27 protein-coding genes are annotated in these 25,171 nt (G+C 60.9%); 12 read left to right on the top strand and 15 right to left on the bottom strand.

Translation table 11 applies throughout. From position 1 onward, the window contains the following. Positions 1–99: 99 nt before the first annotated feature. Complete coding sequence (locus tag ACP90_RS00130; RefSeq protein ID WP_023002307.1) at positions 100–381, top strand: SCP2 sterol-binding domain-containing protein; 282 nt, start codon at positions 100–102, stop codon at positions 379–381. 246 nt (positions 382–627) lie between these two features. Here ACP90_RS00130 and ACP90_RS00135 read toward each other — a convergent pair whose 3' ends face one another. The 9 genes from ACP90_RS00135 to modB all read right to left on the bottom strand — a co-directional run bounded on the left by ACP90_RS00135 (position 628) and on the right by modB (position 10,777). Beyond that, a complete protein-coding gene (locus ACP90_RS00135; RefSeq protein WP_023002308.1) occupies positions 628–2,232 on the bottom strand; it encodes a TRAP transporter large permease in 1,605 nt (534 codons plus the stop codon). Between the two features lie 10 nt (positions 2,233–2,242). Further along, a complete protein-coding gene (locus tag ACP90_RS00140) occupies positions 2,243–2,863 on the bottom strand; it encodes a TRAP transporter small permease (RefSeq protein WP_023002309.1) in 621 nt (206 codons plus the stop codon). Positions 2,864–2,988: 125 nt separating this feature from the next. Next, positions 2,989–3,996 carry a DctP family TRAP transporter solute-binding subunit gene (locus ACP90_RS00145; RefSeq protein WP_062485751.1) on the bottom strand — a complete coding sequence of 336 codons (1,008 nt, stop codon included), beginning with the start codon at positions 3,994–3,996 and terminating at the stop codon, positions 2,989–2,991. A gap of 273 nt (positions 3,997–4,269) precedes the next feature. Beyond that, positions 4,270–5,184 carry an RNA polymerase sigma factor SigJ gene (gene sigJ, locus ACP90_RS00150; protein WP_062485754.1) on the bottom strand — a complete coding sequence of 305 codons (915 nt, stop codon included), beginning with the start codon at positions 5,182–5,184 and terminating at the stop codon, positions 4,270–4,272. 1 nt (position 5,185) lies between these two features. Next, on the bottom strand, positions 5,186–5,617 hold the full coding sequence (locus tag ACP90_RS00155; protein WP_031269919.1) for a carboxymuconolactone decarboxylase family protein: 432 nt from the start codon (positions 5,615–5,617) through the stop codon (positions 5,186–5,188). 147 nt (positions 5,618–5,764) lie between these two features. Beyond that, complete coding sequence (locus tag ACP90_RS00160) at positions 5,765–7,099, bottom strand: sigma-54 dependent transcriptional regulator (RefSeq protein WP_023002313.1); 1,335 nt, start codon at positions 7,097–7,099, stop codon at positions 5,765–5,767. 16 nt (positions 7,100–7,115) lie between these two features. After that, positions 7,116–8,912 carry an ATP-binding protein gene (locus ACP90_RS00165; RefSeq protein WP_023002314.1) on the bottom strand — a complete coding sequence of 599 codons (1,797 nt, stop codon included), beginning with the start codon at positions 8,910–8,912 and terminating at the stop codon, positions 7,116–7,118. Positions 8,913–8,955: 43 nt separating this feature from the next. Then, positions 8,956–10,077 carry a molybdenum ABC transporter ATP-binding protein gene (gene modC, locus ACP90_RS00170; RefSeq protein ID WP_062485757.1) on the bottom strand — a complete coding sequence of 374 codons (1,122 nt, stop codon included), beginning with the start codon at positions 10,075–10,077 and terminating at the stop codon, positions 8,956–8,958. After that, on the bottom strand, positions 10,070–10,777 hold the full coding sequence (modB, locus tag ACP90_RS00175) for a molybdate ABC transporter permease subunit (RefSeq protein ID WP_055660401.1): 708 nt from the start codon (positions 10,775–10,777) through the stop codon (positions 10,070–10,072). The genes modC and modB overlap by 8 nt, the downstream gene beginning before the upstream one ends. 236 nt (positions 10,778–11,013) lie before the next feature. On the opposite strand from modB, the gene ACP90_RS00180 reads away from it, so the two are divergent. Next, entirely contained in the window at positions 11,014–11,436 is a 423-nt protein-coding gene (locus ACP90_RS00180; RefSeq protein ID WP_062485760.1) for a GNAT family N-acetyltransferase, read from the top strand. Between the two features lie 100 nt (positions 11,437–11,536). Beyond that, positions 11,537–12,004, top strand: a complete 468-nt coding sequence (locus tag ACP90_RS00185) for a DUF1203 domain-containing protein (RefSeq protein WP_062485763.1) — start codon at positions 11,537–11,539, stop codon at positions 12,002–12,004. On the opposite strand, the gene ACP90_RS00190 is transcribed toward ACP90_RS00185, so the two are convergent. Then, positions 12,005–12,652: a pyridoxamine 5'-phosphate oxidase family protein gene (locus ACP90_RS00190; protein WP_208993418.1), complete on the bottom strand. Its 648-nt coding sequence runs from the start codon at positions 12,650–12,652 to the stop codon at positions 12,005–12,007. On the opposite strand from ACP90_RS00190, the gene ACP90_RS28475 reads away from it, so the two are divergent. From ACP90_RS28475 to ACP90_RS00200, 3 genes are read left to right on the top strand one after another with little or no spacing between them, the layout of a single operon-like run. Next, positions 12,651–12,830, top strand: a complete 180-nt coding sequence (locus ACP90_RS28475) for a hypothetical protein (RefSeq protein WP_162493103.1) — start codon at positions 12,651–12,653, stop codon at positions 12,828–12,830. The two genes, ACP90_RS00190 and ACP90_RS28475, sit on opposite strands and share 2 nt — an antisense overlap. 47 nt (positions 12,831–12,877) lie before the next feature. Then, positions 12,878–13,723 carry an isocitrate lyase/phosphoenolpyruvate mutase family protein gene (locus ACP90_RS00195; RefSeq protein ID WP_062485769.1) on the top strand — a complete coding sequence of 282 codons (846 nt, stop codon included), beginning with the start codon at positions 12,878–12,880 and terminating at the stop codon, positions 13,721–13,723. 6 nt (positions 13,724–13,729) lie between these two features. Continuing rightward, on the top strand, positions 13,730–14,194 hold the full coding sequence (locus tag ACP90_RS00200; RefSeq protein ID WP_062485772.1) for a GNAT family N-acetyltransferase: 465 nt from the start codon (positions 13,730–13,732) through the stop codon (positions 14,192–14,194). 107 nt (positions 14,195–14,301) lie between these two features. Here ACP90_RS00200 and rsgA read toward each other — a convergent pair whose 3' ends face one another. Further along, positions 14,302–15,396, bottom strand: coding sequence for a ribosome small subunit-dependent GTPase A (gene rsgA, locus ACP90_RS00205; protein ID WP_062485775.1), 1,095 nt, complete (start codon positions 15,394–15,396; stop codon positions 14,302–14,304). Positions 15,397–15,595: 199 nt separating this feature from the next. Continuing rightward, positions 15,596–16,765 (bottom strand): citrate/2-methylcitrate synthase, encoded by a 1,170-nt coding sequence (locus tag ACP90_RS00210; RefSeq protein WP_023002323.1) that lies wholly within the window; start codon positions 16,763–16,765, stop codon positions 15,596–15,598. A 76-nt stretch (positions 16,766–16,841) separates the two neighbouring features. Here ACP90_RS00210 and ACP90_RS00215 point away from each other — a divergent pair, with 76 nt between their 5' ends. Further along, positions 16,842–17,945 carry a citrate synthase/methylcitrate synthase gene (locus ACP90_RS00215; RefSeq protein WP_062491208.1) on the top strand — a complete coding sequence of 368 codons (1,104 nt, stop codon included), beginning with the start codon at positions 16,842–16,844 and terminating at the stop codon, positions 17,943–17,945. 21 nt (positions 17,946–17,966) lie between these two features. Here the strand turns inward: ACP90_RS00215 and ACP90_RS00220 are convergent, their stop codons facing one another. Then, positions 17,967–18,905 (bottom strand): LysR family transcriptional regulator, encoded by a 939-nt coding sequence (locus ACP90_RS00220; protein WP_062485779.1) that lies wholly within the window; start codon positions 18,903–18,905, stop codon positions 17,967–17,969. A 149-nt stretch (positions 18,906–19,054) separates the two neighbouring features. Here ACP90_RS00220 and ACP90_RS00225 point away from each other — a divergent pair, with 149 nt between their 5' ends. From ACP90_RS00225 to ACP90_RS00235, 3 genes are read left to right on the top strand one after another with little or no spacing between them, the layout of a single operon-like run. After that, entirely contained in the window at positions 19,055–20,230 is a 1,176-nt protein-coding gene (locus tag ACP90_RS00225; RefSeq protein ID WP_062485782.1) for a cytochrome P450, read from the top strand. Positions 20,231–20,279: 49 nt separating this feature from the next. Beyond that, entirely contained in the window at positions 20,280–20,603 is a 324-nt protein-coding gene (locus ACP90_RS00230; RefSeq protein WP_062485787.1) for a 2Fe-2S iron-sulfur cluster-binding protein, read from the top strand. A gap of 29 nt (positions 20,604–20,632) precedes the next feature. Next, positions 20,633–21,700, top strand: coding sequence for a TRAP transporter substrate-binding protein (locus ACP90_RS00235; protein WP_286145716.1), 1,068 nt, complete (start codon positions 20,633–20,635; stop codon positions 21,698–21,700). A gap of 161 nt (positions 21,701–21,861) precedes the next feature. Here ACP90_RS00235 and ACP90_RS00240 read toward each other — a convergent pair whose 3' ends face one another. Continuing rightward, positions 21,862–22,605 carry a tellurite resistance TerB family protein gene (locus ACP90_RS00240; RefSeq protein WP_023002329.1) on the bottom strand — a complete coding sequence of 248 codons (744 nt, stop codon included), beginning with the start codon at positions 22,603–22,605 and terminating at the stop codon, positions 21,862–21,864. A gap of 151 nt (positions 22,606–22,756) precedes the next feature. Here ACP90_RS00240 and ACP90_RS00245 point away from each other — a divergent pair, with 151 nt between their 5' ends. After that, positions 22,757–23,296 (top strand): hypothetical protein, encoded by a 540-nt coding sequence (locus ACP90_RS00245; protein ID WP_145903837.1) that lies wholly within the window; start codon positions 22,757–22,759, stop codon positions 23,294–23,296. A 4-nt stretch (positions 23,297–23,300) separates the two neighbouring features. Here the strand turns inward: ACP90_RS00245 and ACP90_RS00250 are convergent, their stop codons facing one another. Then, positions 23,301–23,768: an Lrp/AsnC family transcriptional regulator gene (locus ACP90_RS00250; protein WP_062485790.1), complete on the bottom strand. Its 468-nt coding sequence runs from the start codon at positions 23,766–23,768 to the stop codon at positions 23,301–23,303. 127 nt (positions 23,769–23,895) lie between these two features. Between ACP90_RS00250 and hppD the strand changes: the two genes are divergently transcribed. Next, positions 23,896–25,008, top strand: a complete 1,113-nt coding sequence (gene hppD / locus ACP90_RS00255) for a 4-hydroxyphenylpyruvate dioxygenase (RefSeq protein WP_023002332.1) — start codon at positions 23,896–23,898, stop codon at positions 25,006–25,008. Positions 25,009–25,171 lie beyond the last annotated feature (163 nt).

The raw sequence follows: 25,171 nt of genomic DNA on the forward strand, positions 1-25,171 counted from the left end.
ATCTCTTTCGACACAGATTTCTACTTGACGATTACGTAAACGTCATGCTTCAAGAGGGCAAAGACGGGCTCCGGCCCAATTCAAACGGGAGAAAACGACATGTCCTTGGAACAGCTTACCGAAGGTGTCCGCGCGAAGGTTGCCGATGGCGGCATTGAAGAATCCGTCAAGTTCGATCTTGGGGAAACGGGTATCATCTTCCTGCAAGGCTCCAGCGTTTCCAACGAAGATGACGAGGCAGACTGCACCATCAAGATGTCCGCCGAAGACCTCGGTGACCTTCTCTCGGGTGATCTGAATCCGACGGCTGCCTTCATGGGCGGCAAGATGCAGGTGGAAGGTGACATGAGCGTTGCCATGAAACTCGGCAGCATCGTCTAAGCAAGCCTTTACAGCAGACCTTTTCAAGCCGGTCCCAACAGGGCCGGCTTTTTTGTTCCACGATCACCACTCCCACCTCCCCCATTCCCATCACCCTCATCCTGAGGAGCCCGGTACAGCCGGGCTCCTCAGGATGAGGTGGTGAGGAGGAGGGCGGGTCAGGGACATGTGGACTGGTCATCTAATCGGCAAACAAAAAAACGGCGGGCAAGGCCCGCCGTTGGAGTGTCAGGATGGTCCGGGTCGTTACCGGTTTGTGATGATTTCCGGTCCCATCAGGCTGTAGGGCAGCCAGGTGGACAGGGCCGGGACATAGGTCACCAGGATGAGGAACAGGAGCAGGATGAGCACGAACGGCGCTGCCGCCTTGACCACCTGCACCAGACTCATCCCCGTTATCCCCGATGTGACGAACAGATTGAGCCCGATTGGTGGCGTGATCATGCCGATTTCCATGTTCACGACCATGATGATGCCGAGGTGAACCGGATCGACGCCGAGTTCCATGCCGATCGGGAATACCACCGGCGCCACGATCAGAAGCAGGCCCGACGGTTCCATGAACTGACCACCAAGCAGCAGCAGCAGGTTGACCGCGATCAGGAAGGTGAACCAGTTAAAACCGGCTCCGACCATCCAGTCGGTGATTGCCTGCGGAATCCGCTCCGATGTCAGCACGTGGGCAAACAGCAGGGCGTTGACGATGATGAACATCAGCATGATGGTCGTCTTCGCCGCATCCACCATCACCTTCTTGGTGTCCTTGTGGAACATGGCCGGAAGAAACTTCCAGACGATCAGTCCGATATTCCGACCCCAGATCTTTGCGCCGATACCATAGATCGACGGCAGCTCGGCAGGGCTGACACGGCCACGCAGAAGCGGATAGCCAATCAGCGCAGCCAGCAGGACAATGGCACTGTCGATGCCGTAGAAACCCTGTCTGTCCGTGACCATGCCGGCGATGCTCGACCAGGCGAACATTGCGGCAAACCCGTAGGTGATGGTCTTGAAACCGGCCAGTCCCAGAGGGCCGTCCTGTTCCTGCACCCAGCGAATGCCACTGAGCGGGCCCATGTCACGATAGACGAAGAGTGCCACCAGACAGGCGTAAACGGCCGCCACTGCCGCAGCTTCGGTCGGGGTGAAGATACCGCCGTAGATGCCGCCCAGGATGATGACCATCAGGAACAGGCCGACGGCTGCTTCCATCATGGCATGCCAGATTTCCTTGAAGCCCGGCCACGGCTGGGCCGGCAGGTTCTTGACGCGTGCCATGACATAGATGGCGATCATCAGCATCAGACCGGCGATCAGCCCTGGAACCACACCGGCAAGGAACATGCGGCCAACGGAAACGTTGGTTGCAGCCGCATAGACCACCATGACGATGGAAGGCGGGATCAGGATGCCGAGCGTACCGGCATTGGCGATGACGCCCGCGGCAAACTCTTTCGTGTAGCCTGCCTGCCGCATGCCGGCGATGGCGATGGTACCGATGGCAACGACGGTTGCGGGCGAGGAGCCTGACAGAGCTGCAAACAGCATGCAGGCGAAGACGCCGGCGATGGCCAGACCGCCCCGGATCGCACCGACGGACGCGATCGAGAAGCGGATGATGCGCTTGGCAACACCGCCCGTCGACATGAAGGCCGATGCCAGAATGAAGAAGGGAATCGCCAGGAGTGTGTAGTTCTGCGACGCCGTGAACAGCTGCAGCGCCACCGACGAGATGGAATCGTTGGAGAAGATGGCAATCGCCAGAACGCTGGACAAGCCGAGCGAAATGGAGATCGGAACGCCCAGGAACAAGAAGCCGAGGACGAGAATGAAGAGAATTGCTGCTTCCATTGCCCCGGCCTCAGTCCTTCAAGACGTCTTTGTTTTCAGCGACGAGGTCTTCCGCCTCATGCGCGGCGATCATCATCTCGCGCTCGCCGGTAATGATCTGCCAGGCCGCCTGGATGCAGCGGAACATGAACAGGAACAGGCCGATGGGCAGGATCAGATAGGCGATCCAGCGTTGGACCCGCTCTTTCGTGCCGAAGGTTTCAATGATCGCGTCGGGATAGCGCAGGTCATCGAGACCGATGCCGATCTTGTACATCTTGGACCAATAGTCGATCGCGCCGCCTCTGGTATCGAGACCGAAGATGTGCAGCCACTCCGACCAGAGCAGCGTCAGCGCATAGACAACGCCGCAGAGTGCACCGAATACGGCAACAGCCCGGAACACCGGCTTGGGAAACAGGCGGATGACCGCATCGACGCCCAGATGCGAGCCGATTTTGACGCCATAGCTCATGCCGAACAGGATCAGCCAGGCGAACAGGATACGTGTGAATTCCAGGGCACCGGTCCAGCCGGAATTAAAGCCGTATCGCGCCACCACCTGGGTGAAGGATACGATGGTCATGGCGGCCAGGAGAAAGGCGAGTACACCTTCCTCGAAGCGCGTGACCCAATTGTCGACGCGTTGCATGCGTTTCCCCCGAATTGGCCTCTTGGTTATCAGCGTGTCCGCCGGCATGGTTGCGCGGGCGGCCGCGGGACCTTGGCAGAAGGGCCGGACGATCCGGCCCTTCCAGGAGTTGTTTCAGGTCAGCCTTAGCTGGCGTTGTTGGAAGCGACGGCGGAGTCGATCAGGTCCTTACCGATATCGCCTTCAAACTTGTCCCAAACCGGCTTCATGGCGCCAACCCATGCCTTGCGCTGCTCCGGGGTCAGTTCACGAATGGTGGAACCGGCATCCAGAACGTTCTGGCGGTTCTTGGCTTCAGCAGCTGCCACGTTACCGTTTGCGGTTGCAGTGACTTCTTCCACGATGGTCAGGAACTGGTCACGAACTTCCGGATCCAGGCTGTCCAGCCACTCGTCAGAAGTGACGAGCAGGTAAGCAAGCAGCTGGTGGTTGGTTTCGGTGATGCCGTCCTGCACTTCGAAGAACTTCTGGGTGTAGATGTTGGACCAGGAGTTTTCCTGACCGTCCACAACACCGGTCTGCAGTGCGCCGTAGACTTCCTTGAAGGCCAGCTTCTGAGCATTGGCGCCCATGGCTTCGATCATGGCAACAGCCACGTCAGAGGTCTGCACGCGGAACTTCAGGCCTTTTGCGTCGTCCGGAACCAGCAGCGGCTTGTTGGCGGAGAACTGCTTCAGTCCGGAGCTCCAGTAGCCGAGGCCCTGGAAACCGTAGTCGGTCATGGAGTTCAGGAGTTCCTTGCCGTTTTCACCGGTGGTGAAGCGCTCGACGGCGTCCAGATCCTGGAACAGGAACGGCAGGTCGAACAGGCGGAACTTCAGCGTGTAGGCTTCGAACTTGGAAAGCGACGGCGCAGCAAGCTGAACATCGCCGAGCAGAAGAGCTTCCATTACCTTGTCGTCGTCGAACAGCTGAGAGTTCGGGAACACCTGCATGCAGGCCTTGCCGTTCATCTCGTCGTTGACGCGTTCCGCCAGCAGCGTGGCAGCGTCGCCTTTCGGGTGGCCGGTTGCGGCAACCACGTGGCTGAACTTGATGACGATTTCACCGTCATTGCAATCGTCAGCCGCATAAGCGTTCGCAGACAGGGCCAGAGACGCCGCGATAGCTGCGGCGAGAGCGAATTTTTTCATCGGATGTCCTCCCAGACATTTCAGTATGACGGCCATTCGGGCCGGACAGCGTGGTGGCTGGTCGGCACCCTATTGGCAAAGTCCGTGCCAAGTGCCGGAAGAGCAACAAAAAGCGCCGATTTCTGCAGGTTAACAAAAAGTTTCAAATGAACCTGGTCGGGAGAGACTTTCGTTTATGGGTCGAGTCAGACACATGGCATCAAACCTGATGTGTCGAAACCGACACATTTCCGGCCTGCTACATCATATTTTAAGCCGTAAAGCGGCGAATTATCAGTGCCAGATAGCGCCTGAAGACCGGTCGTGGCGCAGCTTGACCTTCAGGCGTGCCAGCTTGTCCGGATTGCGCATGTTGTAGATACGCTCCAGCCGCCCATCGGCGTCATAGGCGAACATCACAGCTGTCACGATCTCGTCACCGTAGAACATGACGAGGCCACGTGTGCCGTTCAGATCCAGTATTTTGATCCGGCAGGGCTCCCAGAGGCGGCCAAGAATAAGAACCGCGTAACGAGCGACCTCGTCCGCGCCTTCCAGGATCCGGCTCATGGCCGTTGCCTTGCCGCCACCATCGGACTGGAGTTGTACGGTTTCGGCGAGAAGACCCGTCAGGTGGTCCGTGGACCCTGTTTCAATCGCAGTGAGAAAGGCAGACAGGATCCGGTCCTGATGATCGGCCGGAGGAACAAAACGGGAGGTCGGACCCTGCACATGTCTGCTTGCGCGGGACACCAACTGGCGGCAGGCCTGCTCGGTAACCCCCAGAGTTTCGGCAACTTCGTCATAGGGCTTTGCGAAGATCTCGCGCAGCAGGTAGGCGGCGCGCTCCTTTGGGCTGAGGCGCTCCAGCAGCAGGAGGAACGCTGTCGTCAGGGATTGTGCCCTGTCCAGGTCGGTCTCCGGGTCTGAGCCACTTTCGAACTGAAGCGGTTCGGGGATCCACGGGCCGACATAGTCGACCCGTTTCCTGTGAGCGGCCTTGAGAGTGTCCAGGCAGCAATTGGTGCAGACCGTGGTGAGGAATGCTTCCGGATTCAGGATGCCGGCACGATCCGTGGATTGCCACTTCAGGTATGTGTCCTGCACCGCATCCTCGGCATCCGCCATGGAGCTGAGCATGCGATAGGCCAGCCCCATCAGCTTCGGGCGTACCGTCTCGAAAACATCGATGCCTGGAGCGTCACTCATGTCAGTGGTTCGATACCTGTACCCGGTTCCACAGATTGATCATTGCGACCGCGGCGGTGATCGCACTGATCTCGGCGTCATCGAAGTGGCGGCGCAATTCACCGCGCAATGCCTCATAGTTCGTATCGACCTGAAGACTGGTCAAGGCTTCCGTCCAGGCAAAGGCCGCCTTCTCCGCCGGCGTGTAGTCATCAACGTGCCGCCAGACCGTCAGGCGCTGCAAACGCTCCTGGGTCTCGCCCGCGTCGAGTGCTTCCTGGGTGTGCATCTTCACACAATAGGCACACTGGTTGATCTGCGAGGCACGCAGATCGATGAGATGCCGCAGTTTCGGCTCCAGCCCTGCCTTGCCGATCTCACCGCTGGCAGCGACGAATCGCTTCACGATATCGGGGACATTTTCGTAGTGATTGATGGCATTAGAGGTCGTCATTGGCGTGTCTTCCATTCAGGTTTCAGGGTGTGACACAGGGTTGACGACCGGGTGCAGCGATTTGTGACACCGGCCCGAAACTTTTTTCGGCCATTCGTTTTGCCGACCCGCCCAGCGAGCCGGGACGGCAAGGAAATCAGGTCATTGTCAGACGGAAAGCGCTTCGTCCTTGCCGAGACCGTATTTGCGCATTTTCTCGTAGAGCGCCTTTCGCGAGAGCCCAAGGTTCTCGTAAGTGGGCTTGATGGCACCGTCGTTGCGCTTGAGTTCGGCGACGATCAACGCCCGTTCATATGTCGCGACCTGTTCGAACAAGGTGGATCCGGCCCCGCTGCTGGGCGCGTTGACCAGCTCGACACCGAGCACGAAACGGTCGGCGACATTGCGCAACTCGCGGACGTTGCCCGGCCAGTCCCGAGCCATCAGCTCGGCGAGGTATTCCTCGTTGATATCCGGGATCTCGCGCCGGTAGCGTGCCCGGGCTTCCACCGCCAGATGCCGGAACAGGAGAGGGATATCCTCCAGCCGGTCGCGCAACGGTGGTATGGCAACGTTGACGACATTGAGCCGGTAGAACAGGTCCAGCCGGAACCGGCCTTCCTTGCCGGCGGCCTCAAGGTCTTCCTTGGTGGCCGCAATGAAGCGCACATCCAGTTCGATCGCCTTGTTGGAGCCGAGCCGTTCGATTGTCCGGGTCTCGATCACGCGCAGCAGCTTGACCTGCAGTTCCAGCGGCATGGATTCGATTTCGTCCAGAAACACGGTGCCACCATGGGCATGTTCCAGCTTGCCGATGCGCTGTCCGCTGGCACCGGTAAAGGCGCCCTTCTCGTGGCCGAAGAGTTCAGATTCGATGATTTCGGCGGGAAGCGCCCCGCAATTGAGGGCGACGAAAGGCTTTTCCTTGCGCGGTCCTTCGTCATGCAGTGCCCGGGCGACCACCTCCTTGCCGGAGCCGGTCTCGCCCAGGATCAGCACATCGGCATCGGTTGCCGCCAGGGCCGTGACATTGCGGCGAAGCAGTTCCATGGCGGCGGTGCGCCCCACGAGACGGCTTTCAAGGCCCGTTCGGTCTGCCAGCTCCTCGCGCAGCTTTCGGTTTTCCAGCACCAGCCGGCGCTTGTCGAGCGCGCGTTCCACCACGGAGGCAAGGCGCGAAACGGAAAAGGGCTTTTCCATGAAATCATAGGCACCGGCGCGCATGGCCTCGACCGCCAGTGGCACATCGCCATGGCCGGTGATCAGCACCACGGGCAGGGCGGGATCGATCTCGAAGGCCCGCTTCATGACCTGGAACCCGTCCGTCCCGGGCATGCGAATATCTGTAACAAGCACGCCGTAGAACCCGCGGTTGACCCGTTCCAGGGCTTCTTCCGGTTCGCCGGTTGCAAACACCGCCTGGCCGGACAACTCCAGCCCCTGGCTCAAGGAGCCGCGCAGGTCCGCTTCATCGTCTATCAGTAGGACGGTCGCCTGATCCATTAACGCCTATCTCATTTCATTCCGCTGCAAGGACATGCTCATCGGCCACCGGCAGGCGCATGGTGAACACCGCACCGCCACCGTCGCGATTCGCCGCCTTCAGCGATCCGGAAAAGTCATGAACGATCTTGTAGGCAATCGACAAGCCCAGCCCGAGCCCGGCGCCGACATCCTTGGTGGTGAAAAACGGGTCGAAGATCTGTGGCAGCACATCGGCATCGATGCCTGTGCCGTTGTCACTGACGGTCAGAACCGCTTCGCTGCCTTCCTGCCTCAGTTCCAGCCGCACTTCGGGCATGGCAAGCGATGCGGCGTTGCCGCTGACGGCATCCAGAGCGTTGGACAGGAGATTGATGACCACCTGCTCCAGGCGGATGCGCCCGCCCTTGACGATGATATCCTCTGTCGGCAGCGCCAGATCGAGACGCACCTTGCTCTGCTTGATATGTGGCTGCAGCAGAAGCGTTGCCTCGTCGATCACCTGGCGCAGGGACACCGGCTTGATGTCGGTGCCCGACTTGCGCGTGAAGCCTTTCAGCGTCTTGGCGATTTCGGCCATGCGGCTGACCATGCCTTCGATCCGCGAGAGATTGCCGAGGGCCTCGTCCGCACGCCCCCGCTCGATCAGCATGCCTGCCACTTCGGCATCGGAACGGATAGCTGCCAGTGGCTGGTTGTACTCGTGACTGAGAGCCGCAGACATCCGGCCGAGCGTTGCGAGCTTGGCTGCCTGCACGAGTTCGGCCTGGGCCAGACGCAAATCGGCTTCAGCCTGTTCGCGCTCGCGCACTTCCTGTTCCAGAAGGACGTTGGTGCGGCGAAGATCCGCAGTCCGTGATTGCACACGGCGCTCCAGGCGCAGTGCGCTCGCCCGGTTGCGCCGTTCCTGGCGCACGAATTCTTCCCGCCTGACGATCAGGATGGCGATACCTCCGGCGGCGATCACGCAGACCAGAAGCGCGACCAGCATGGCCCAGCCGGATCGCTGGCGGGCATCCTCGATCGTCACAAGCGTTCTGACCTGCCAGCCGAGAACGGCCAAGTTCTCGGTCAATTGCAGGTAATAGTAGGGAGACGGCGTTGCCGGCAGCAGGACCTCGATGCGCTCCGCCACCGACATGTCGGCGATATCCCGGCCGACAGAAAGCTCGTCCATCCGTTTGCCGCGCCATGCGGGCACATTGGTGACCACAATCCGGCCACTGCCATCCAGCGCGACCAGCGGTTCCTTGCTGAGTGCCCAGGCCTGCTCGACGTCTTCCAGACTGACCCGGACGGCAATCACGCCGACGATGGAGCTGCCACGACGCAAGGGCGAGGCGAAGACATAGTTCGATGCGGCCTCTGGCGTACCGGGAATGAGCTGCCGGCCGAGCTGGCCCTGTAGGGCCTGTTCGAAGGCATGTCCGATGCGTTCCGCCCCGCCAAAGGAGCCCGTCGGCACACCATCCTGGCTGGAGACTACGACATTGCCTTGCCTGTCCATCAGCCAGATCTCTTCCGCGCCCGACATGCCGGCAGCGATCGCGGCGATGCCAGGGTCTCCAGACCTGCCCGTGCTCATCAGCAACTGACCGATATCCGGACCACGTGCCAACAGCGGCGACAGCAGGCGGAACTTGTCGAGAAGTCTTTCGAGAACGGCTGTCTGAACCGCAAGATTGGCCCGCGCACCGGTTTCCACCTCCGCAAGCGTGATCCGCAAGCTGGCAAGCCCGGTCAGCCACATCAGTGCGACCGTCGACAGGATCGCCGCCGCTCCGATACCGATCTTCAGCCTGCGCCAGGTCCGGCGCTTGGTCTTGCGCAACATCGCGTCAGTATAAACAAGCCGCGCGCCGCGTGAAGCGGGAGCCTTATCCAGCGAAATCCTCCCCGGTCGCCGTGTCCGAGAGGGCCGGCGCACGCTGGCGCCGGTCAATGGCAACGCTCTTGATCAGAACCGTGACGTCCTTGCCTGTATGGAGATCGAGGTCGGCAACGGACGCGCGCGTGATGCGGGCACGCAGCACCTGACCGTTGACGGAGCACAAGATTTCCGCATAGGGACCGCTTTCACTGGAGATACTGCGGATCGTCGCCGCGAAGGCATTGCGGATGGACAGACCCTCCGGCGGCTTGACCGCCAGGGCAACGTCCCTGGCCCGGATGCGCAGGCGCACCGCATCGCCCGGCACGGCTGCCATATCCGGAATCTGCAGTGTGGCTCCGCCGATATCGACATCGGTCAGGCCCCAGTCCGGGTCACATCTGGTGACGGTACCTTCCAGCAGCGCACTGGCCTCGTGACGGCCGGTTGCCCGGCCCAGATCGGTCCGGGCGAGCATGTCGGCCACCGGTCCAAAGGCGGGCGTGCGTCCATCCGACAGGATCACGAGCGTGTTGGACAGGCGCGCCACCTCCTCGATGGAATGGCTGACATAGAGGATCGGGATTCCCGCTTCCACGCACAGACGGTCCAGATAGGGAAGAATGTCGTTTCGCCGCGCCTGATCGAGATTGGCCAGCGGCTCGTCCATGATCAGGAGCCGCGGGTCCGACAGAAGCGCCCGCCCGATGGCCACCCGTTGCCTCTCGCCGCCAGAAAGAGTTCCGGGCTTTCGCTCCAGGAGCCCGCCCAACCCCAACAGATCGACCACTTCGGCCATGTCCCGGGTCCCAGGCCTGCGGCCCGCCCAGCGCGCATAGGTGAGGTTCGAGGCAACGCTGAGATGCGGGAACAGCCGGGCATCCTGAAAGACGTGACCGATCCTGCGTGCCTGCACCGAGAGGTTGATATTCTTGTTCGCGTCGAAAAGGGTCGTGCCGTTGACGGTGATATGTCCGCTGAGCGGCTTGATCAGCCCGGCGATCATGTTGGTGAGCGTTGTCTTGCCGGCCCCCGACTGGCCGAAAAGCGATGTCACCCCACCACGGCTGTTGAACCGGGCTTCAAGATCGAGCTGACCGACACGGCCGGTGATGTCGACATCAAGCATGACCGCCCCCCATGCGCGCGCGCAATCGGCGCGCCAGTGCTTCCGAGGCGATCAGCGCCGCGAAGGCGACAAAGGCCGCAATCAGCGTCAGGCGGAAGGCAGCCAGTTCTCCACCAGGGGTCTGGGTGGCGGTATAGAGTGCCAGGGACAGGGTTCTTGTCTCCCCCGGAATGTTGGAGACGAAGGTTATGGTCGCACCGAATTCGCCCATGGCCTTTGCAAAACCCAGGATCGCGCCACCAAGAATGCCCGGCAGGGCAAGAGGCAGGGTGACCGTCAGAAAGGCGGTCAGGCGATGGGCACCGAGAGACTTGGCCGCTTCTTCCAGTTTCGGATCCACGGCTTCGAAGGAAATACGGATCGGCCTGACCATCAACGGAAAAGCCATCACACCGGCAGCGAGCGCTGCGCCGGTCCAATTGAAGGCGAAGGTGACACCGAAGACACTGTCCAAAAACGATCCGACCGGACCCTTGCGGCCAAAGGTCAGCAGCAGCACGTAGCCCGTGACCACCGGTGGCAAGACGAGCGGCAGATGCACAAGAGCATTGACGGCGCCGTGGCCGGTGAACCGGTAGCGGGCAAGTACGAAGGCCATCAGAACGGCAAGCGGCAGCGCGACAGCGAGGGCGGCAGAAGCGACCTTGAGGGTCAAGAGAAGGGCCTGCCATTCCCCGGGCTGGAGATTGAAAAAATCCACGTCTGCTCAGTCTTCTCGTTCCGGTACGTGGCCGAATTTTGTCAGCCACCTGCCGTTATCGGTTAGAACACCGCAGGAACGCAAGATGTCGTTTGTCTTGAGCCGTCAATGCAAAGCAGCGTGCCTGGGGTCAACAGCCCCTGACCGGCTAGAGCATGTCTATTCCGATGGCCAGCACCGGTGCGATCGGCTAGGGTCGAGTTCCCTCCTTGTTGCAGCCGATTCCAGGACACTGCATGTCAATCTCGCTGAAGACCCAGGTCCCCGACGTCGATACCTATTTGCGCCTGCGGGTCGATTCCGGGCTGAGCGGCTACGGCAGGGACGCGGCGGAAATCGGGCTGAGGAACAGCCTGTTTTGCGTGATGCTATATGACGGCGATGAAGCGATCGGCATGGGGCGTCTCATTGGTGACGGCGGCTGTTTTGTCCAGGTGACGGATATCGCGGTTTTGCCCGCCTACCAGGGGCAGGGCCTTGGCAAGCGCATCATGGCAGCCCTGACTGCCCATATCGAAAGCGCATTCCCGCCCTCGACCTATGTCAGCCTGATTGCCGATGTTCCCGCCAATGCGCTTTATGCCCAATTCGGCTTTGAAGAAACCGCGCCGGTTTCCCTGGGTATGGCACGCCGGGCAGGTGTCAAAAACCCGGTCTGACAGACCGGCAGCGGGAAAATATATTCCCGCTCGCAAATCGGGTCGATTGGGCGTTTTGAGCCGCCTAGGGTCTTCTCACAACCATTGAGGAGACAACACCATGTTTCAGATCGAGCCTCTTCCCGCCACCGAGTTTGCACATTTGAGCAGCCTGAGTGACACGGAACTCGCGCAGAAGGGCATTCAGGTGCACATTTCGGACGGCGCGTTTCCCTGCCGTGTGTCACTTGCCGATGCAGCCCCGGGAACCCGGGTTTACCTGCTCAATTTCGAGCATCAACCAGGCGAAACGCCCTACCGCTCCCGGCATGCGATCTTTGTCGCCGATGGTGCGAAGGAAAGCCATCCGGCCCCTGACACCATCCCGGAAGTCGTGGCAAAGCGCCTGCTGTCGGCCCGCGCCTTCAACCGGGCCCACGAGATGATCGATGCGGAAGTCGTTGAAGGCCGCGAGCTGGAAGGTGTCATCCGGACGTTCTTCGACAATCCGCAAGTCGACTACATTCACCTGCATTTTGCTCGCCGCGGCTGCTACGCGGCAAGGGTCTCACGCACTGCATGGACCTGATCAATAAAGCCTGAGCAAGCCTTCGGAGGTGGCTTCTTCCAGAAGTGCCTCCGGGGTCTGTTCCAGTTTGCCATGCCGGATCATCGCATCGCCGATGTCGCCCAGGTCATCAGCATTGCGCCAGCTTTCCGGTTCCCAGATCTTCGAGCGGACCATGGCCTTCGGGCAATGCATGAATGCCCGGGTGATCTCCACTGCCAGCGCCATCGACGGCTGTTTGCCCTCCACCTGCATCCGTTCCAGCAACCAGGCATCCCGGACGATGCGGGCTCTGCCCGACACCCTCAAGGTCTCGCCCTTGCCCGGGATCAGGAAAATAAGTCCGACGCGCGGGTCCTTCAGCAGATTGTGGTAGCTGTCGAGGCGGCGGTTTCCGGGGCGGTCGGGGATCGCCAGCACTGTGTCGCTCAAGACGGTGACAAAACCGGCCGGGTCCCCCTTGGGGCTCACATCGATCACGCCCTCCGGATCAACCGTCGCGATCAGGCAGAAGGGGGACCGTGCAATGAACTGCCTGCACAGGTCGTCCAGTGCCTTGATCTCCTTTACCCTCACCTTTTCGGGCGCGGTTCCGGCATGGGCTTCGAGCTGGTCAACCGTTGTTATCGGGTCGTTGAAATCTGAAAGTGTCGTGGGATCTTCCGGCATGGCAACCTCCCTGGATCTGCCTGCTGGCGCTTTCACCATCAAACGGCGCTGCGAACGCAAAGACAAGGCGTTTCGCTGGAATCACGGTTTTTCCAAACTGGCGCCCCGATTCTGGCTAAACTGGATCTTACCTGAGCAACATCGCACCCATCATAAAGGGATCGCATTGCCGATTTAAACTTTAACGGTAATCTTTGCGAAATACACCTCAAGGGAGATCCGGCCATGCCGACCGCAGCCAAACGCCGTGCCGCCTTCAAAGCTCTTCACGAAAAAGGGCGTGCTTTCCTGATGCCGAATCCCTTCGATATCGGCACAGCCCGCATTCTGGACGGGTTGCGGTTTGACGCGATGGCCACGTCCAGCGCCGGATATGCCTGGACGCAAGGCGTGAAGGATGCCGAAGGACTGATCACGCGCGACGATGCGCTCGGACATGCCGCCGACATCATTGCCGCGACCAGCGTGCCGGTGAACGGTGACCTGGAGAACGGGTTCGGCGACAGCCCGGACGATGTGGTGGCAACGGTCAAGGGGGCGATCGAGGTTGGCCTCGCCGGCTGCTCTATCGAGGATTACACAACCGATCCGAAACATCCCTACTACGAACTGGAGCTGGCGGTGGAGCGGATCAAGGCTGCGGTGGATGCCAAGAACCGGCTGGCGCCGGATTTCGTTCTGACTGCCCGCAGTGAAGGACCCGTCCAGACGCAGCATGAACTTGACGAGACCATCAAGCGCCTGAACGCCTTTGCAGAGGCGGGTGCCGATTGCGTCTATGCACCGGAGCTGAAGGACAAGGAACAGATTGCCGCCGTTCTGGCCGCCGTGAAAGCGCCGATGAACGTCCTGGCCGGGCGCAAGAACTTCCACCTGACCCGCAAGGAACTGGGCGACATGGGCGTTACGCGTGTCTCCATCGGGGCAGGTCTGGCACGGCTTGCCTACCGCGCCTTCATTGCTGCTGCCGAAGACATGAAAGACGGTGGCACGTTCGGCTGTTTCGACAGGACCGAAACCATGCCGGAAGGAATTCCCGATTTCGAATCCTTCATGAAAACAAGGCCCTGATCCGTAATGGACGCCCAACAGGTTTCCAAAGGCTTTGACCTGGCGAACCCGGGTGATGCAGTCGCAATGACCGAACTCGCCCGGCGGGCCTATGCGCATTATATCCCGATCATCAACGCCGTGCCCGTGCCAATGACCGCCGATTATGCCGCCCATATCCGGCAGGACGACGTCTGGGTGCTCCGCTCCGGCACCTCTCTTGCCGCCAGCCTTGTTCTGATCCGGCATCCGGACCATCTCCTGATCGAAAGCATTGCCGTTGATCCGGAAGAGCAGGGCAAGGGCCGTGGCAGGCAGCTGCTCGACTGGGCGCGGCGGCGGGCAGCGGACTTCGGGCTGAGCGAAATCCGGCTCTATACCAACGTGCTCATGACCGAAAACCGCGCCTGGTACCAGCGTGCGGGCTTCGCGGAAACCCATGAGGAACAGCGCGGCGACAAGCGGATCGTCCACATGCGGCTGATACTGTGACCAAGCTGCTTGCCAACTCCGGGTGCGCTGGAAAGCATTGATCCGGGGCCGGGCAGAGCCAGGCCCCGGATGTCAGCAGCCACGTAAGCCTTGGCCTTCCAAACCCGCTACTCCGGACCCCAGGTTTTCTGCTTCTTCTGCTTCATGACGCTTCGGACCATCTTGCCGAATGCCCGGTCCTTGGACCTGCGCTCCGCCAGACTTGCAGAGTTGAAGGCTTCTTCCGCCTTCAGCTTTCGCCACCTGTTCAGCCGGCCAGGTTCCAGGGTGCCGTCCGCCAGCGCGGCCTGAACGGCGCAACCGGGCTCCGTCTCGTGCCGGCAGTCATTGAAGCGGCAACGGGATGCCAGTTCGTTCAGATCCGAGAACAGATCATCGATCCCGGCTGCCACATCCGTCAGCTGCAGTTCACGCATGCCCGGTGTATCCAGCACCAGACAACCGCCTGGAACCACGTGGAGTTGCCGGTGGGTCGTCGTGTGACGGCCCTTGGCATCGTCTTCGCGAATAGCCTGCGTGGCTATGTCCTCGGTGCCGGACAGCGCGTTGGTAAGCGTCGACTTGCCGACGCCCGAAGAGCCAAGGAAGGCAACTGTTTTGCCCGGCTTGCACCAGGCCGCGAGTTTCAGGCCCGGCTCATCGCCGCGCGCGTCCAGCGTCACGACCGGAACCGAATTCGAAATCGTCCGAGCCTGATCGACATAGTTTTCCGGATCGCTCGCCAGATCCGACTTGGTCAGGACGATCACCGGATCGATACCGGCTTCGAACGCAAGCGCGATGTACCGCTCCAGCCGGGCAACATTGAAGTCCTGATTGCAGGAAGACACCACGAACACCGTGTCGAGGTTGGCTGCGATCAGCTGGATCTGTCGATCGGTTCCGGGTGCACGACGCTTGAGCAGGCTCTGCCGCTCCAGCACCCGGCTTGATGGCGGATGAGCGCGGTCCAGCAGCAACCAGTCGCCTACCGTGGCGTTCCTGACAGGCAGGATCGCTTCGTCAAGCCCTTCGCCGACCACGTGAAACGCGTTTCGATGGACCTCGACAACCCGGACGGGCGGTGTTGCCGTCAGCTCGTCGGAGCTGATCTGTTGTGCAAAATAGGGCCGCCAGCCAAGTGAAAGAAGTCGTGAAGTGTTTTTGTCCGGCCCATCGTTTTTAGGGCGTGCGGGAAAGAAGTCGGAATAGTTCCGTACCATTGGATTGTCTCGTGAATTAAACACACGTCATCAGGCGCCCGCCAAGGCACCGGTTCATGTATTCAAGGCTCTCTGATCTTCAGAGAGCCTGCTCACGCAATCTCTGACATCCAATCTCCATGGGACGCACCTCGAAGGTGCCCGTTACAAGTAGTCGCAAAGACGCCCCGATACAAGCATCCCGCAAAAGTGACCAGGCTTATTCCGGTCGCTCGCCGACATAGGCGGCCCGAGGCCGGATCTGTTCCGGCGCCGCGTATTGCTCCAGTGCATGAGCGATCCATCCGGTCATGCGGGCAGCGCAGAAGATGATCTTGCCGGCGTCCTTCGGCAGGTCATAGGTCTTTTGTGTGGCCGCCAGAGCGAGATCGATGTTCGGCGCTTCGCCGAACAGGTCACGCGCGACCGTAATCAAACCGGGCAGACGCTGGACGAAGGGGTGCGCGGGCTCGCTGCGGTAAAGCACGTCGAGCAGGCAAGCGGCGCGCGGATCCGGCCCGCGGTAGATCGTGTGACCGAAGCCGGGCAGGGGCTCGCCCCGGCTCAACCGGTCCGAAAGCAGGGTTTCTATGTCGGTGTCCGGTCCGACATCGGACAGCCATGCCGTTGTCCTGTCGGATGCAGCACCGTGGCGCGGACCGGCAAAAGCCCCCAGACCGGAAATGAGGGCTGCGTGGAGGGGTGCCCGGGTGGAGGCAGCGCAGCGCGTCGCGAAGGCACTGGTGTTGAGCTCGTGATCGGCACACAGGATCAGCGCCGCCCGGATCACGTTCTTCGCTGAAGACGATACGCCGAAAGCGTTGGCAATCTGCGTGTGGATCGGCACGTCGACCGGATCTGCGTTGAGGAGAGCTGCAACCGCGTAGCGCAGCAGGGCAGCGCCTTTCACCTGCAGAAGCTTGGGTGCCTGCGTGTAAGCCGCCTTGTCCTGCAGCGGCCAGGCGGCAAGCGCGACCATCAGCCGGTCCAGCGGCGCAAGCCCTTCCGGCAGGTCGGGCGGGGGCAATGGAGCGCTTTCGGCAAACGGGTCCTCCTGCGACGCCCAGAGCAGGGTGGCCACGGTTTCAAGCGTGGAGGTTTGCGCCAGATCGACCGCGGGCCGGCCACGATAGACCGGACCGGCTTCCGAAATCAGCGTCAGTTCGGTTTCCAGCACCGGGTCGCCGGTCAGGGGCCGCGCACCGGAGTAGTCGTCGGCAGCCTTGCGGCCTTTCATGCGGCGCACATCCACCGCGTCGTAGCGGCGCTGCTTGCCCGGACCGGCAACGGAATTGATCAGCCCCCGGCTGACATAGGCGTAGAGGGTTGCCGGCTGAACACCGAGTTCGGCGGCGGCTTCACGGGCGGACAGGTAGATTGGCTTGCTCATACATTGATTTTAATTATCAACATTGATCAATGCAATCTTCTCTTTCTATCTGACCGGGAAAGAAAAGGAGATAGCCATGACCGAAGCGCCGAACCCCGCCCGGATGACGCCGGACCCGATTGCCGGTTTGGAGGGCGTTGTTGCAGCCACAACCATGCTCAGCCATGTCGACGGCCAAGAGGGTGTCCTCATCCTCTATGGCCGCCATATCGAAGATCTGGCCGGCAAGCTGAGCTTCGAGGAGGCCGTCCGGCATCTGTGGCAGGATTTTCAGATGCCTGAGGCTTCTTCCCTGCGTGAGGTTTTCGGGGAAGCCCGGCGGGCTGCTTTTGCCGTCATGCCGGTTCTTGAAGCTGCCCCTTCCAGCCTCGGCGTTTATGAACGCATGCAGCTGGGCCTGGCTGCCTTGCCGATGTCCACCGGCCTGCCCGACGCGATTGCGATCAGCGGCGCATTGCCCGTCTTTCTGGCCGCCTCTCACCGGATTGCCAGGGGACAGACGCCGATCGTACCGGACAGCACTCTGGAGACCGCGACCGATCTTCTGCGCATGCTGACAGGCGAGCTGCCGCCTGCCGACCATGCCGCCGCGCTCAATCGCTATCTGGTGACAATCCTGGATCACGGGCTGAACGCTTCCACCTTCACGGCGCGCGTGATCGGCTCGACCCAGGCGAACCTGAAACAGGCCGTGCTTGGTGCGATGGGCGCGCTCAGCGGGCCGCTGCATGGCGGCGCGCCTGGCCCAGTGCTGGACATGATCGATGCGATCGGCAGTCCGGAAAACGCAGCTGCCTGGATTGGCGAAGCCTTGGCACGCAAGGAGCGGCTGATGGGTTTCGGTCACCGGATCTACAGGACAAGGGATCCGCGCGCGGACGTCCTGAAGGCAGGGCTGCGCCTGCTTGGGCCTGAGAACCCGAAAGTGCGTCTGGCGGAGGAGATTGAACAGGCAGCGCTTGCCGCACTGAAAACTGCCAAGCCCGACCGGCCGTTGGAAACCAACGTGGAGTTCTATACCGCCGTCCTGCTGGACGCGATCGGCATCGACCGGACCCTGTTCACGCCGCTGTTTGCTGTCGGCCGGACACCGGGCTGGTGCGCCCATGTTCTGGAACAGCAGGAAACCGGAAAGTTGATCCGGCCATCGTCGCATTATGTCGGGCCGAGCCCCGCGTAACGGAGACCGGCTGAAAGCCTGTTACCGCGAGATACCCAGTCCGGAAGGCGGATCATCCGCCTTCCGGGCGCGTGTGTTCAGCCGGTAGACCATGTCGCGCACCCACATGTGCAGCGGTGCACGGTGGTTGAGCGTGGTCCACACGAGACTGATCGTCACCGACGTTTCGACCGGGCAGGGAACTACAAGAAGTCCATCCGCAACTGATCTGGACAGCCGTTCCGGCACCGTGGCGACGAGGTTCGATCCGGCAACCAGACGCTCCAGCCCGGCCGGGCTCGGCACACGCAAGGCGACTTTCAAGTCCTTGTTCATGCGCTCAAGCTCGATGATGTAGCGCGACCGCCATTGACCGCCGTAGGTGACGAGCACGTGGTCGAGATCCAGATAATCGTCCAGGCTCAGTGCCGCTCCGGCTTTCGGGTGATCCGGATCGAGCAGGCAGACGTAGCGATCCTGATAGAGGTCGCGCCTGTAGAAATGCGGGTCCGACCGTTCGAACGGACCAAGCAGGAGATCCGCCTCATTGCGAAGCAGGCGCTCGTGACCGATCCCCGACGCATCGATGATCTCCAGGTCCAGGTTGGGCGCTTCGCGTTTCAGAAAATGAACGATTTCCGGAATGATCAGCACGCGTTCATAGAAGTTGCAGGCGATGGTGAAGGTCTGCGCCGCCGTCTTCGGATCGAAATCAGGTGGAGCGACCAGTTGCCGGAACTCGGCCGTCAACCGTTTGGCCTGATGGACGATATCTTCGCAGCGTTGCGTCGGGTGGAGCCGACGGGCCTGACGGACGAATAGCGGATCCTGAAACACGTCCCGCAACTTGTTGATCGTGTAGCTGACCGCTGACTGATTGACGCCGAGTTCTTCCGCCGCACGCGTGAACGAACGGAGCTGGTGCACCCAGACCAAGACCTGCAGCGCCCGAAAATCGACTTCCAACGGATCGCCCGGCATCGGCAATTTCCTCCCGGATCCGGCAAGAACACTCGCCACGGTTTGTAAAATCAAAAAATTCGATGACAACTATAAAGTCAATCGTATTGCTTGATATTATTCCGCCCGCTTAACCTGCCGTCAGTGCCGGATTTGGGAGGAGAAGGCAGATGGCGGTCGCACCTGTCGACGAAACGCTGACGCTTGCGGACCTGACGCGCGACCCCTATCCGATCTACAAACGGATGCGGGCCGAAACGCCGATCGTTCAGGTTCCGGCGGCAAACCGTATCTTTCTGACCAAGGCGAAACACACCAAGATGGTGAAGGACGATCCCGAGCTTTACAGTTCGGACGATCCTGTCACACCGATGCGGCGCGCCTTTCTGGCCCACACGCTGATGCGCAAGGACGGCGAGGAACACCGGCGCGAGCGCATGGCCATGCAGCCGGCATTCTCGCCCAAGGTCATCAAGACAGACTGGGCCGATCTCTACCGCAAGATTGCCGCGGAGTATCTCGACCGGCTGCCACGAGGCGAAACTGTCGACCTCTTCACCGACCTGTGCGGACCGGTGGCGGCACGGATCCTCGCGCACATCCTGGGTCTCGACGAAGTCGGCGACGCCGACATGCAGCGCTGGTCGCAGGTGCTGATCGACGGCGCCGGCAATTTCGGCTTCGCGGATGAACCGTTTGCCCGGTCCGATGCGGCCAATGCCGAAATGGATGCCGTGTTCGACAGCCTGATTGCCCGGCATCTGGCAGAGCCCAACAACTCCGCGTTCTCCGTCATGCTGAATGCCCGCGACCCGATTCCCAGAAGCCAGATCTACGCCAACATCAAGATTGCCATCGGTGGCGGCATCAACGAGCCGCGCGATGCGCTGGCAACCATCATCTATGGCCTGCTGACAAATCCGGACCAGCTTGAGGAAGTGAAGCGGCAGAACGCCTGGGCGGATGCATTCGAGGAAGGTGTCCGCTGGGTCGCGCCGATCCAGGCGTCGTCTCGCCGGGCGACGCGGGACCTGGAAATCGACGGCATCGACATTCCCGAAGGCGTGACACTGATGACCATCCAGGCCTCGGCCAATCGCGACGAGGATCTCTACGAGGACGGCGAATCCTTCAACGTCTTTCGAAAGAAAGCGCCGCATCAGGCCTTCGGCAACGGCCCGCACCATTGTGCCGGCGCCCATATCTCGCGGCGGACCGTCGGGGAAATCATGCTGCCGATGCTGTTCGAACGGTTCCCCGGCATGACGCTGGACAAGCCCGAAGACGTTGTCTGGAGCGGTTTCGGTTTCCGTGGCCCCCTGAACCTGCCCGTCAAACTGAACTGACATAAAGAAACCAACCGGCCGGGTTAGAGCCGGCTGAAAGGAAAACCGCATGGTGCAGATCACCTTCGTCCAGCCGAACGGCAGCCGGAAGACCATAGATGCGAGCGAAGGGGCGAGCGTCATGGAAACGGCTGTCAGCCACGGGGTCGATGGCATCTTTGCCGAATGCGGCGGCGCGATGATGTGCGCCACCTGCCATTGCTACGTGGACGAGGCGTGGAGCGACAAGACCGGCGCGCGCACGGACGGCGAGGAAATCATGCTGGAATGCGCGGCCGCCGACTTGCGCGAAACATCCCGCCTGTCCTGCCAGATCAGGCTGACCGGTGCGCTCGACGGACTGGTGGTGCATCTGCCGGACGAGCAGGCGTGAGGAAACGATTTCGAACAAGGGAGGAAACCATGTCGAAGTACCGGATGATGAGATCGGTGGCCGCAGGTGCGGTCACCGTGGGAGCGGTTGCCGTGGCAGCGCTTTCACTGAGCCTTACGGCAGGCCAGGCCGTGGCAGCGGAGGTCACGCTGCGGCTGCACCAGATGTTGCCGGCGCAAGCCAGTGTGCCGAAGAACATCCTTGAACCGTGGATGGCCAGGATCGAGGAAGAATCGGGCGGGCGGATCGAGTTCCAGCATTTCCCGGCCATGCAGCTTGGCGGCAAGCCGCCGGAACTGGTCGACCAGGCCATCGACGGCATCGCCGACATCGTCTGGACCTTGCCTGGCTATACGCCCGGCCGCTTTCCAAGGACGGAAGTCTTCGAACTGCCCTTCGTCATGACCAATGCCGAGGCCGTGTCGCGTGCCTTCTGGCAACTGGCGGAGGAAACCATGCTGGACCAGGACTTCAAGGACATGAAGGTTCTGGGGCTCTGGGTGCATGGACCCGGGCTGATCCATTCCAAGGACCCGATCGACTCGCTCGATGACCTGAACGGCGTGAAGCTGCGGGCCCCGACGCGGGTGACCAACGACATGTTCAGTTCACTCGGGGCAACACCTGTCGGCATGCCTGTGCCGGCGGTTCCGGAAGCCCTTTCCAAGGGCGTTATCGATGCCACCGTGGTGCCGTGGGAGGTGACCGGCGCACTCAAGATCAACGAACTCGTCAGCAACCACACGGACTTCGGTGACGATGCTCTTTACACGGCAACCTTCGTGCTGGGCATGAACCGGGCCGCCTATGACGGACTGCCCGACGACCTGAAGGCGATCATCGACAAGAACTCCGGTCTTGAACTGTCCGGATTCGCAGGTGGCCAGATGCAGCGGGACGATGCCAAGCCTCGCGACGAAGCGATCGAGAAGGGGGCGACGATGATTGTCCTTCCACCGGAAGAGGTTGCCCGCTGGAAGGAAGCCTCGGCACCGACGATTGAAAAATGGGTGGCCGAAATGGACGAAAAAGGCATGGACGGCACAGGGCTTTACAATCGCGCCATCGAGCTGATCGAGGAGAACACCGGGAAATAGCCGGCCAGGGGTGGTGTGCGGCTCCCCCCACAGGGCTGCGTGCCTTTAGGCTCGCTTCGCGGCTTGCCTTTTCGACAGCCGCGCGGCATGTGCCGGTTATTCAGGGCGTCCCGTGATCTGTGGTCACGGGACGCCCGATTTTATTTACGCCGTTTTGCCGGTCATCCCGCCATCTGCGCTTCGCGAACGGCGTATTCGATCTCCTGAACGAGGCCGTCTTCCAGACCAAGCCGGGCAGCGAGCATCTGCAGGTAAGCCTTTTCCGCCGGATGATCCGGATCGATGGCAAGACGCGACGCGGCGTAGATTTCGGCCGCAGTCTCCTCACAGGTTGCACTGGCCACGACCTTGTCCAGATCAAGCGGCGAACGCAATTCGTCCATCAGGAACGCCTTCGCCTCGCTGTCCAGTCCGGCCTCGTCGATCTTGTCGAAGATCCGGTCCTGTTCGTCGCGATCAATGTGACCGTCGGCCTTTGCGGCGGAGATCATTGCGGTCAACAGAGCGATTGCGGCCTGATGTTCGCCGCCCGGATGCTCGCACGGATCGAAGGCGGTGCCGCGCGGTGCTTCCAGCGGGATCGGATCATCGGCCGGATACTGTGGGCGCGGTGCGTTCTGCTGGTTGGCCTTGTGGCCCTGGTAGGCCTTGTAGGCAAGGCCGGCAACCAGTGCGAGGCCGCCGTAGGTGACTGCCTTCTTGCCGAGCTTGCGTCCGCTCTTGCTGCCAAGCATGAGACCGGCCAGGCTGCCGAGTGCCAGACCGCCACCCTGGGACGACAGAAAATCCTTGCCCTGGGACAGGAGATCACCGGATCCGCCCTTGCGGGCAGTCCCGCGCTGGCCGGATTGACCACCGCCCTGGGTCCCCAGAAACTGATCCAGCAAGGATTTTGCGTCGAACATATTCGGCTCCTTAAAATTGCCGCGTGGAACGGCTTAAATCACGGTTGCACTATCAAATGGGATTTTCTGCAAGGGACGCAAGTTTGCGTTACACTCGGTCACACTTCTCCAATCCACAAAGCTTGTCTTCCAGACAACAACGAGAACAATCTTGAACTTCCTCGCCTCAGTCCGCAGTCTTTCCCTGCGATGCTGCCTCATCGCCGGGACTTTGGGGAGCGGGAGTGCGCATGCCCTGTCGCTGAACGACGAGGCCGATACCTACCGCAAGATCTGGCAGGAGGATCTGCTGAGCGCCTATTCGCGCACGCTTGCCGATGCAGGCGAAAGCACGACCGGCAATCTTTATGCCTTTAATATCAAGGGCTGCTCGCGTGAAGACGCGCCCGGAAGCCTGCTGTACATCCATGCGATCCAGGACCGCGGCCAGCCGCGCGGCAGCGAGTTTCCGACCTATGTCTTCACCTCGGGAACAAGGCAGGACAAACCGGAACTCGCATTCAAGACCTTTGCGGGAAAACGGATCTATCTCTCCGACACGATCACCTGTGAACCGGAGCGATGTCTTCTCTCCGGCAAGACCGGGTTTTCAGATGTCTGCCTGGCGGACCCATACGGCAACCCGGCACCGGATCTCAAAGGCCTGCGCAAGGATTTCTGGACCGATCTCATGGGCTGGCTGGGGCTTTGAGCGGTCATTTCAGCGGCAGCAGATTGTCGTCCTTCAAGGTTTCCATGGCAATGGACGAACGCACATGATGGACCGCCTCCTGAGGCAGTAGCTCGTCGTTGATGATGTGACTGAGCGCCTTCAGGTCCGGCACCACGATCTTCAGCATGTAATCGACATCGCCGGTCAGCGTGTGGGCCTCCTGCACTTCCGGCATAGCGGTCACCATGTTGCGGAACTTGCGGGCGTTTTCCCTGGAATGCGCGCCAAGTGTCACGCCGACATAGGCCGTCACCATCAGACCCAGGGCTTCCGGATCCAGTGCCGCCCGGTACCGGCGGATGACACCCGCTTCTTCCAGTTTCTGCCGTCGCCTGGAAACCTGGCTTGCGGACAGGCCGATCACGTCGCCAAGTTCGGCATTGGTGAGGGCGGCATTGTTCTGCAAGGCGGCGAGCAGCTTCACATCAAAGCCATCCAGCGCAATGGTCATGCGTTACTCCGTAATATCCTGCATGTTTCGTGCATCATCTTACGCGAAAACACGTGGATTGCACACACACTGCGCGCCCTTCGCGGCATTCTGGCTACAATGACCCGTTTTACCGAGGAGGACTTTCATGGGACCGTTCCCGCACGACGCGCCGCCGGCACAGATCACGTCTGAAAATCCGGCAGGGACCGATGGCTTCGAATTTGTCGAATTCGCCCATCCGGAACCGGAAAAGCTGGACGAACTGTTCCGCAAGATGGGCTACCTCCCCGTTGCAAAGCACAAGAGCAAGAACATCACACTCTATCGCCAGGGTGACGTCACATACGTGCTGAATGCCGAACCGGGCAGCTTCGGCATGAAGTTCGTGGACACGCACGGCCCGTGCGCGCCTGCCATGGCCTGGCGCGTCGTCGATGCGCAAAAGGCGTTCGAGCATGCGGTTGCCAAGGGCGCGACGCCTTATGAAGGCGACGACAAGACCCTGGACGTTCCGGCAATTGTTGGCATTGGCGGCTCGCTGCTTTATTTCGTGGATACCTACGGCGCCAAAGGCTCGGCCTATTCCAGGGAATTCAACTGGCTGGGCGAGTTCGACCCGAAGCCGCAGGGCGTCGGTTTCTACTATCTCGACCACCTCACCCACAACGTCTATCGCGGCAACATGGACAAGTGGTGGGACTTCTATCGCGACCTGTTCAACTTCAAACAGATCCATTTCTTCGACATCGACGGGCGGATCACCGGTCTCGTCAGCCGCGCGATCACCAGCCCTTGCGGCAAGATCCGTATTCCGCTGAACGAATCCAAGGACGATACCAGCCAGATCGAGGAATACCTGAAGAAGTACAACGGCGAAGGCATCCAGCACATTGCTGTCGGCACGGACAACATCTACCAGAGCACGGACCTTCTGGCGGACAACGGCCTGAAATTCATGCCCGGCCCGCCGGAAACCTATTACGAGATGTCCCATGCCCGGGTGAACGGCCACGACGAGCCGATCGAGCGGATGAAGCGCCACGGCATCCTGATCGATGGTGAGGGTGTGATCGACGGCGGCATGACCAAGATCCTGCTGCAGATCTTCTCCAAGACCGTGATCGGCCCGATCTTCTTCGAGTTCATCCAGCGCAAGGGTGACGAAGGATTTGGCGAAGGCAATTTCCGCGCCCTGTTCGAATCGATCGAGGAAGACCAGATCCGCCGCGGCGTCATCAAGACTGAAGCAGCCGAATAATCCCACTTGCAGGTTGCTTCTGAAAGGCCGCTGTCCTTCGGGAAAGCGGCCTTTGTTTTGCCCTGCGGGCCAGATTATTCTTTTTCCGACGCAGCAAAGCTCGGACCTAGCTCAGGACTTGATCTTGTTTGCACGGCCCGAAGGAGTGGCCGCCCTGCCAAGC

Source organism: Labrenzia sp. CP4 (assembly GCF_001579905.1).
Classification (GTDB): Bacteria; Pseudomonadota; Alphaproteobacteria; order Rhizobiales; family Stappiaceae; genus Roseibium; species Roseibium algicola.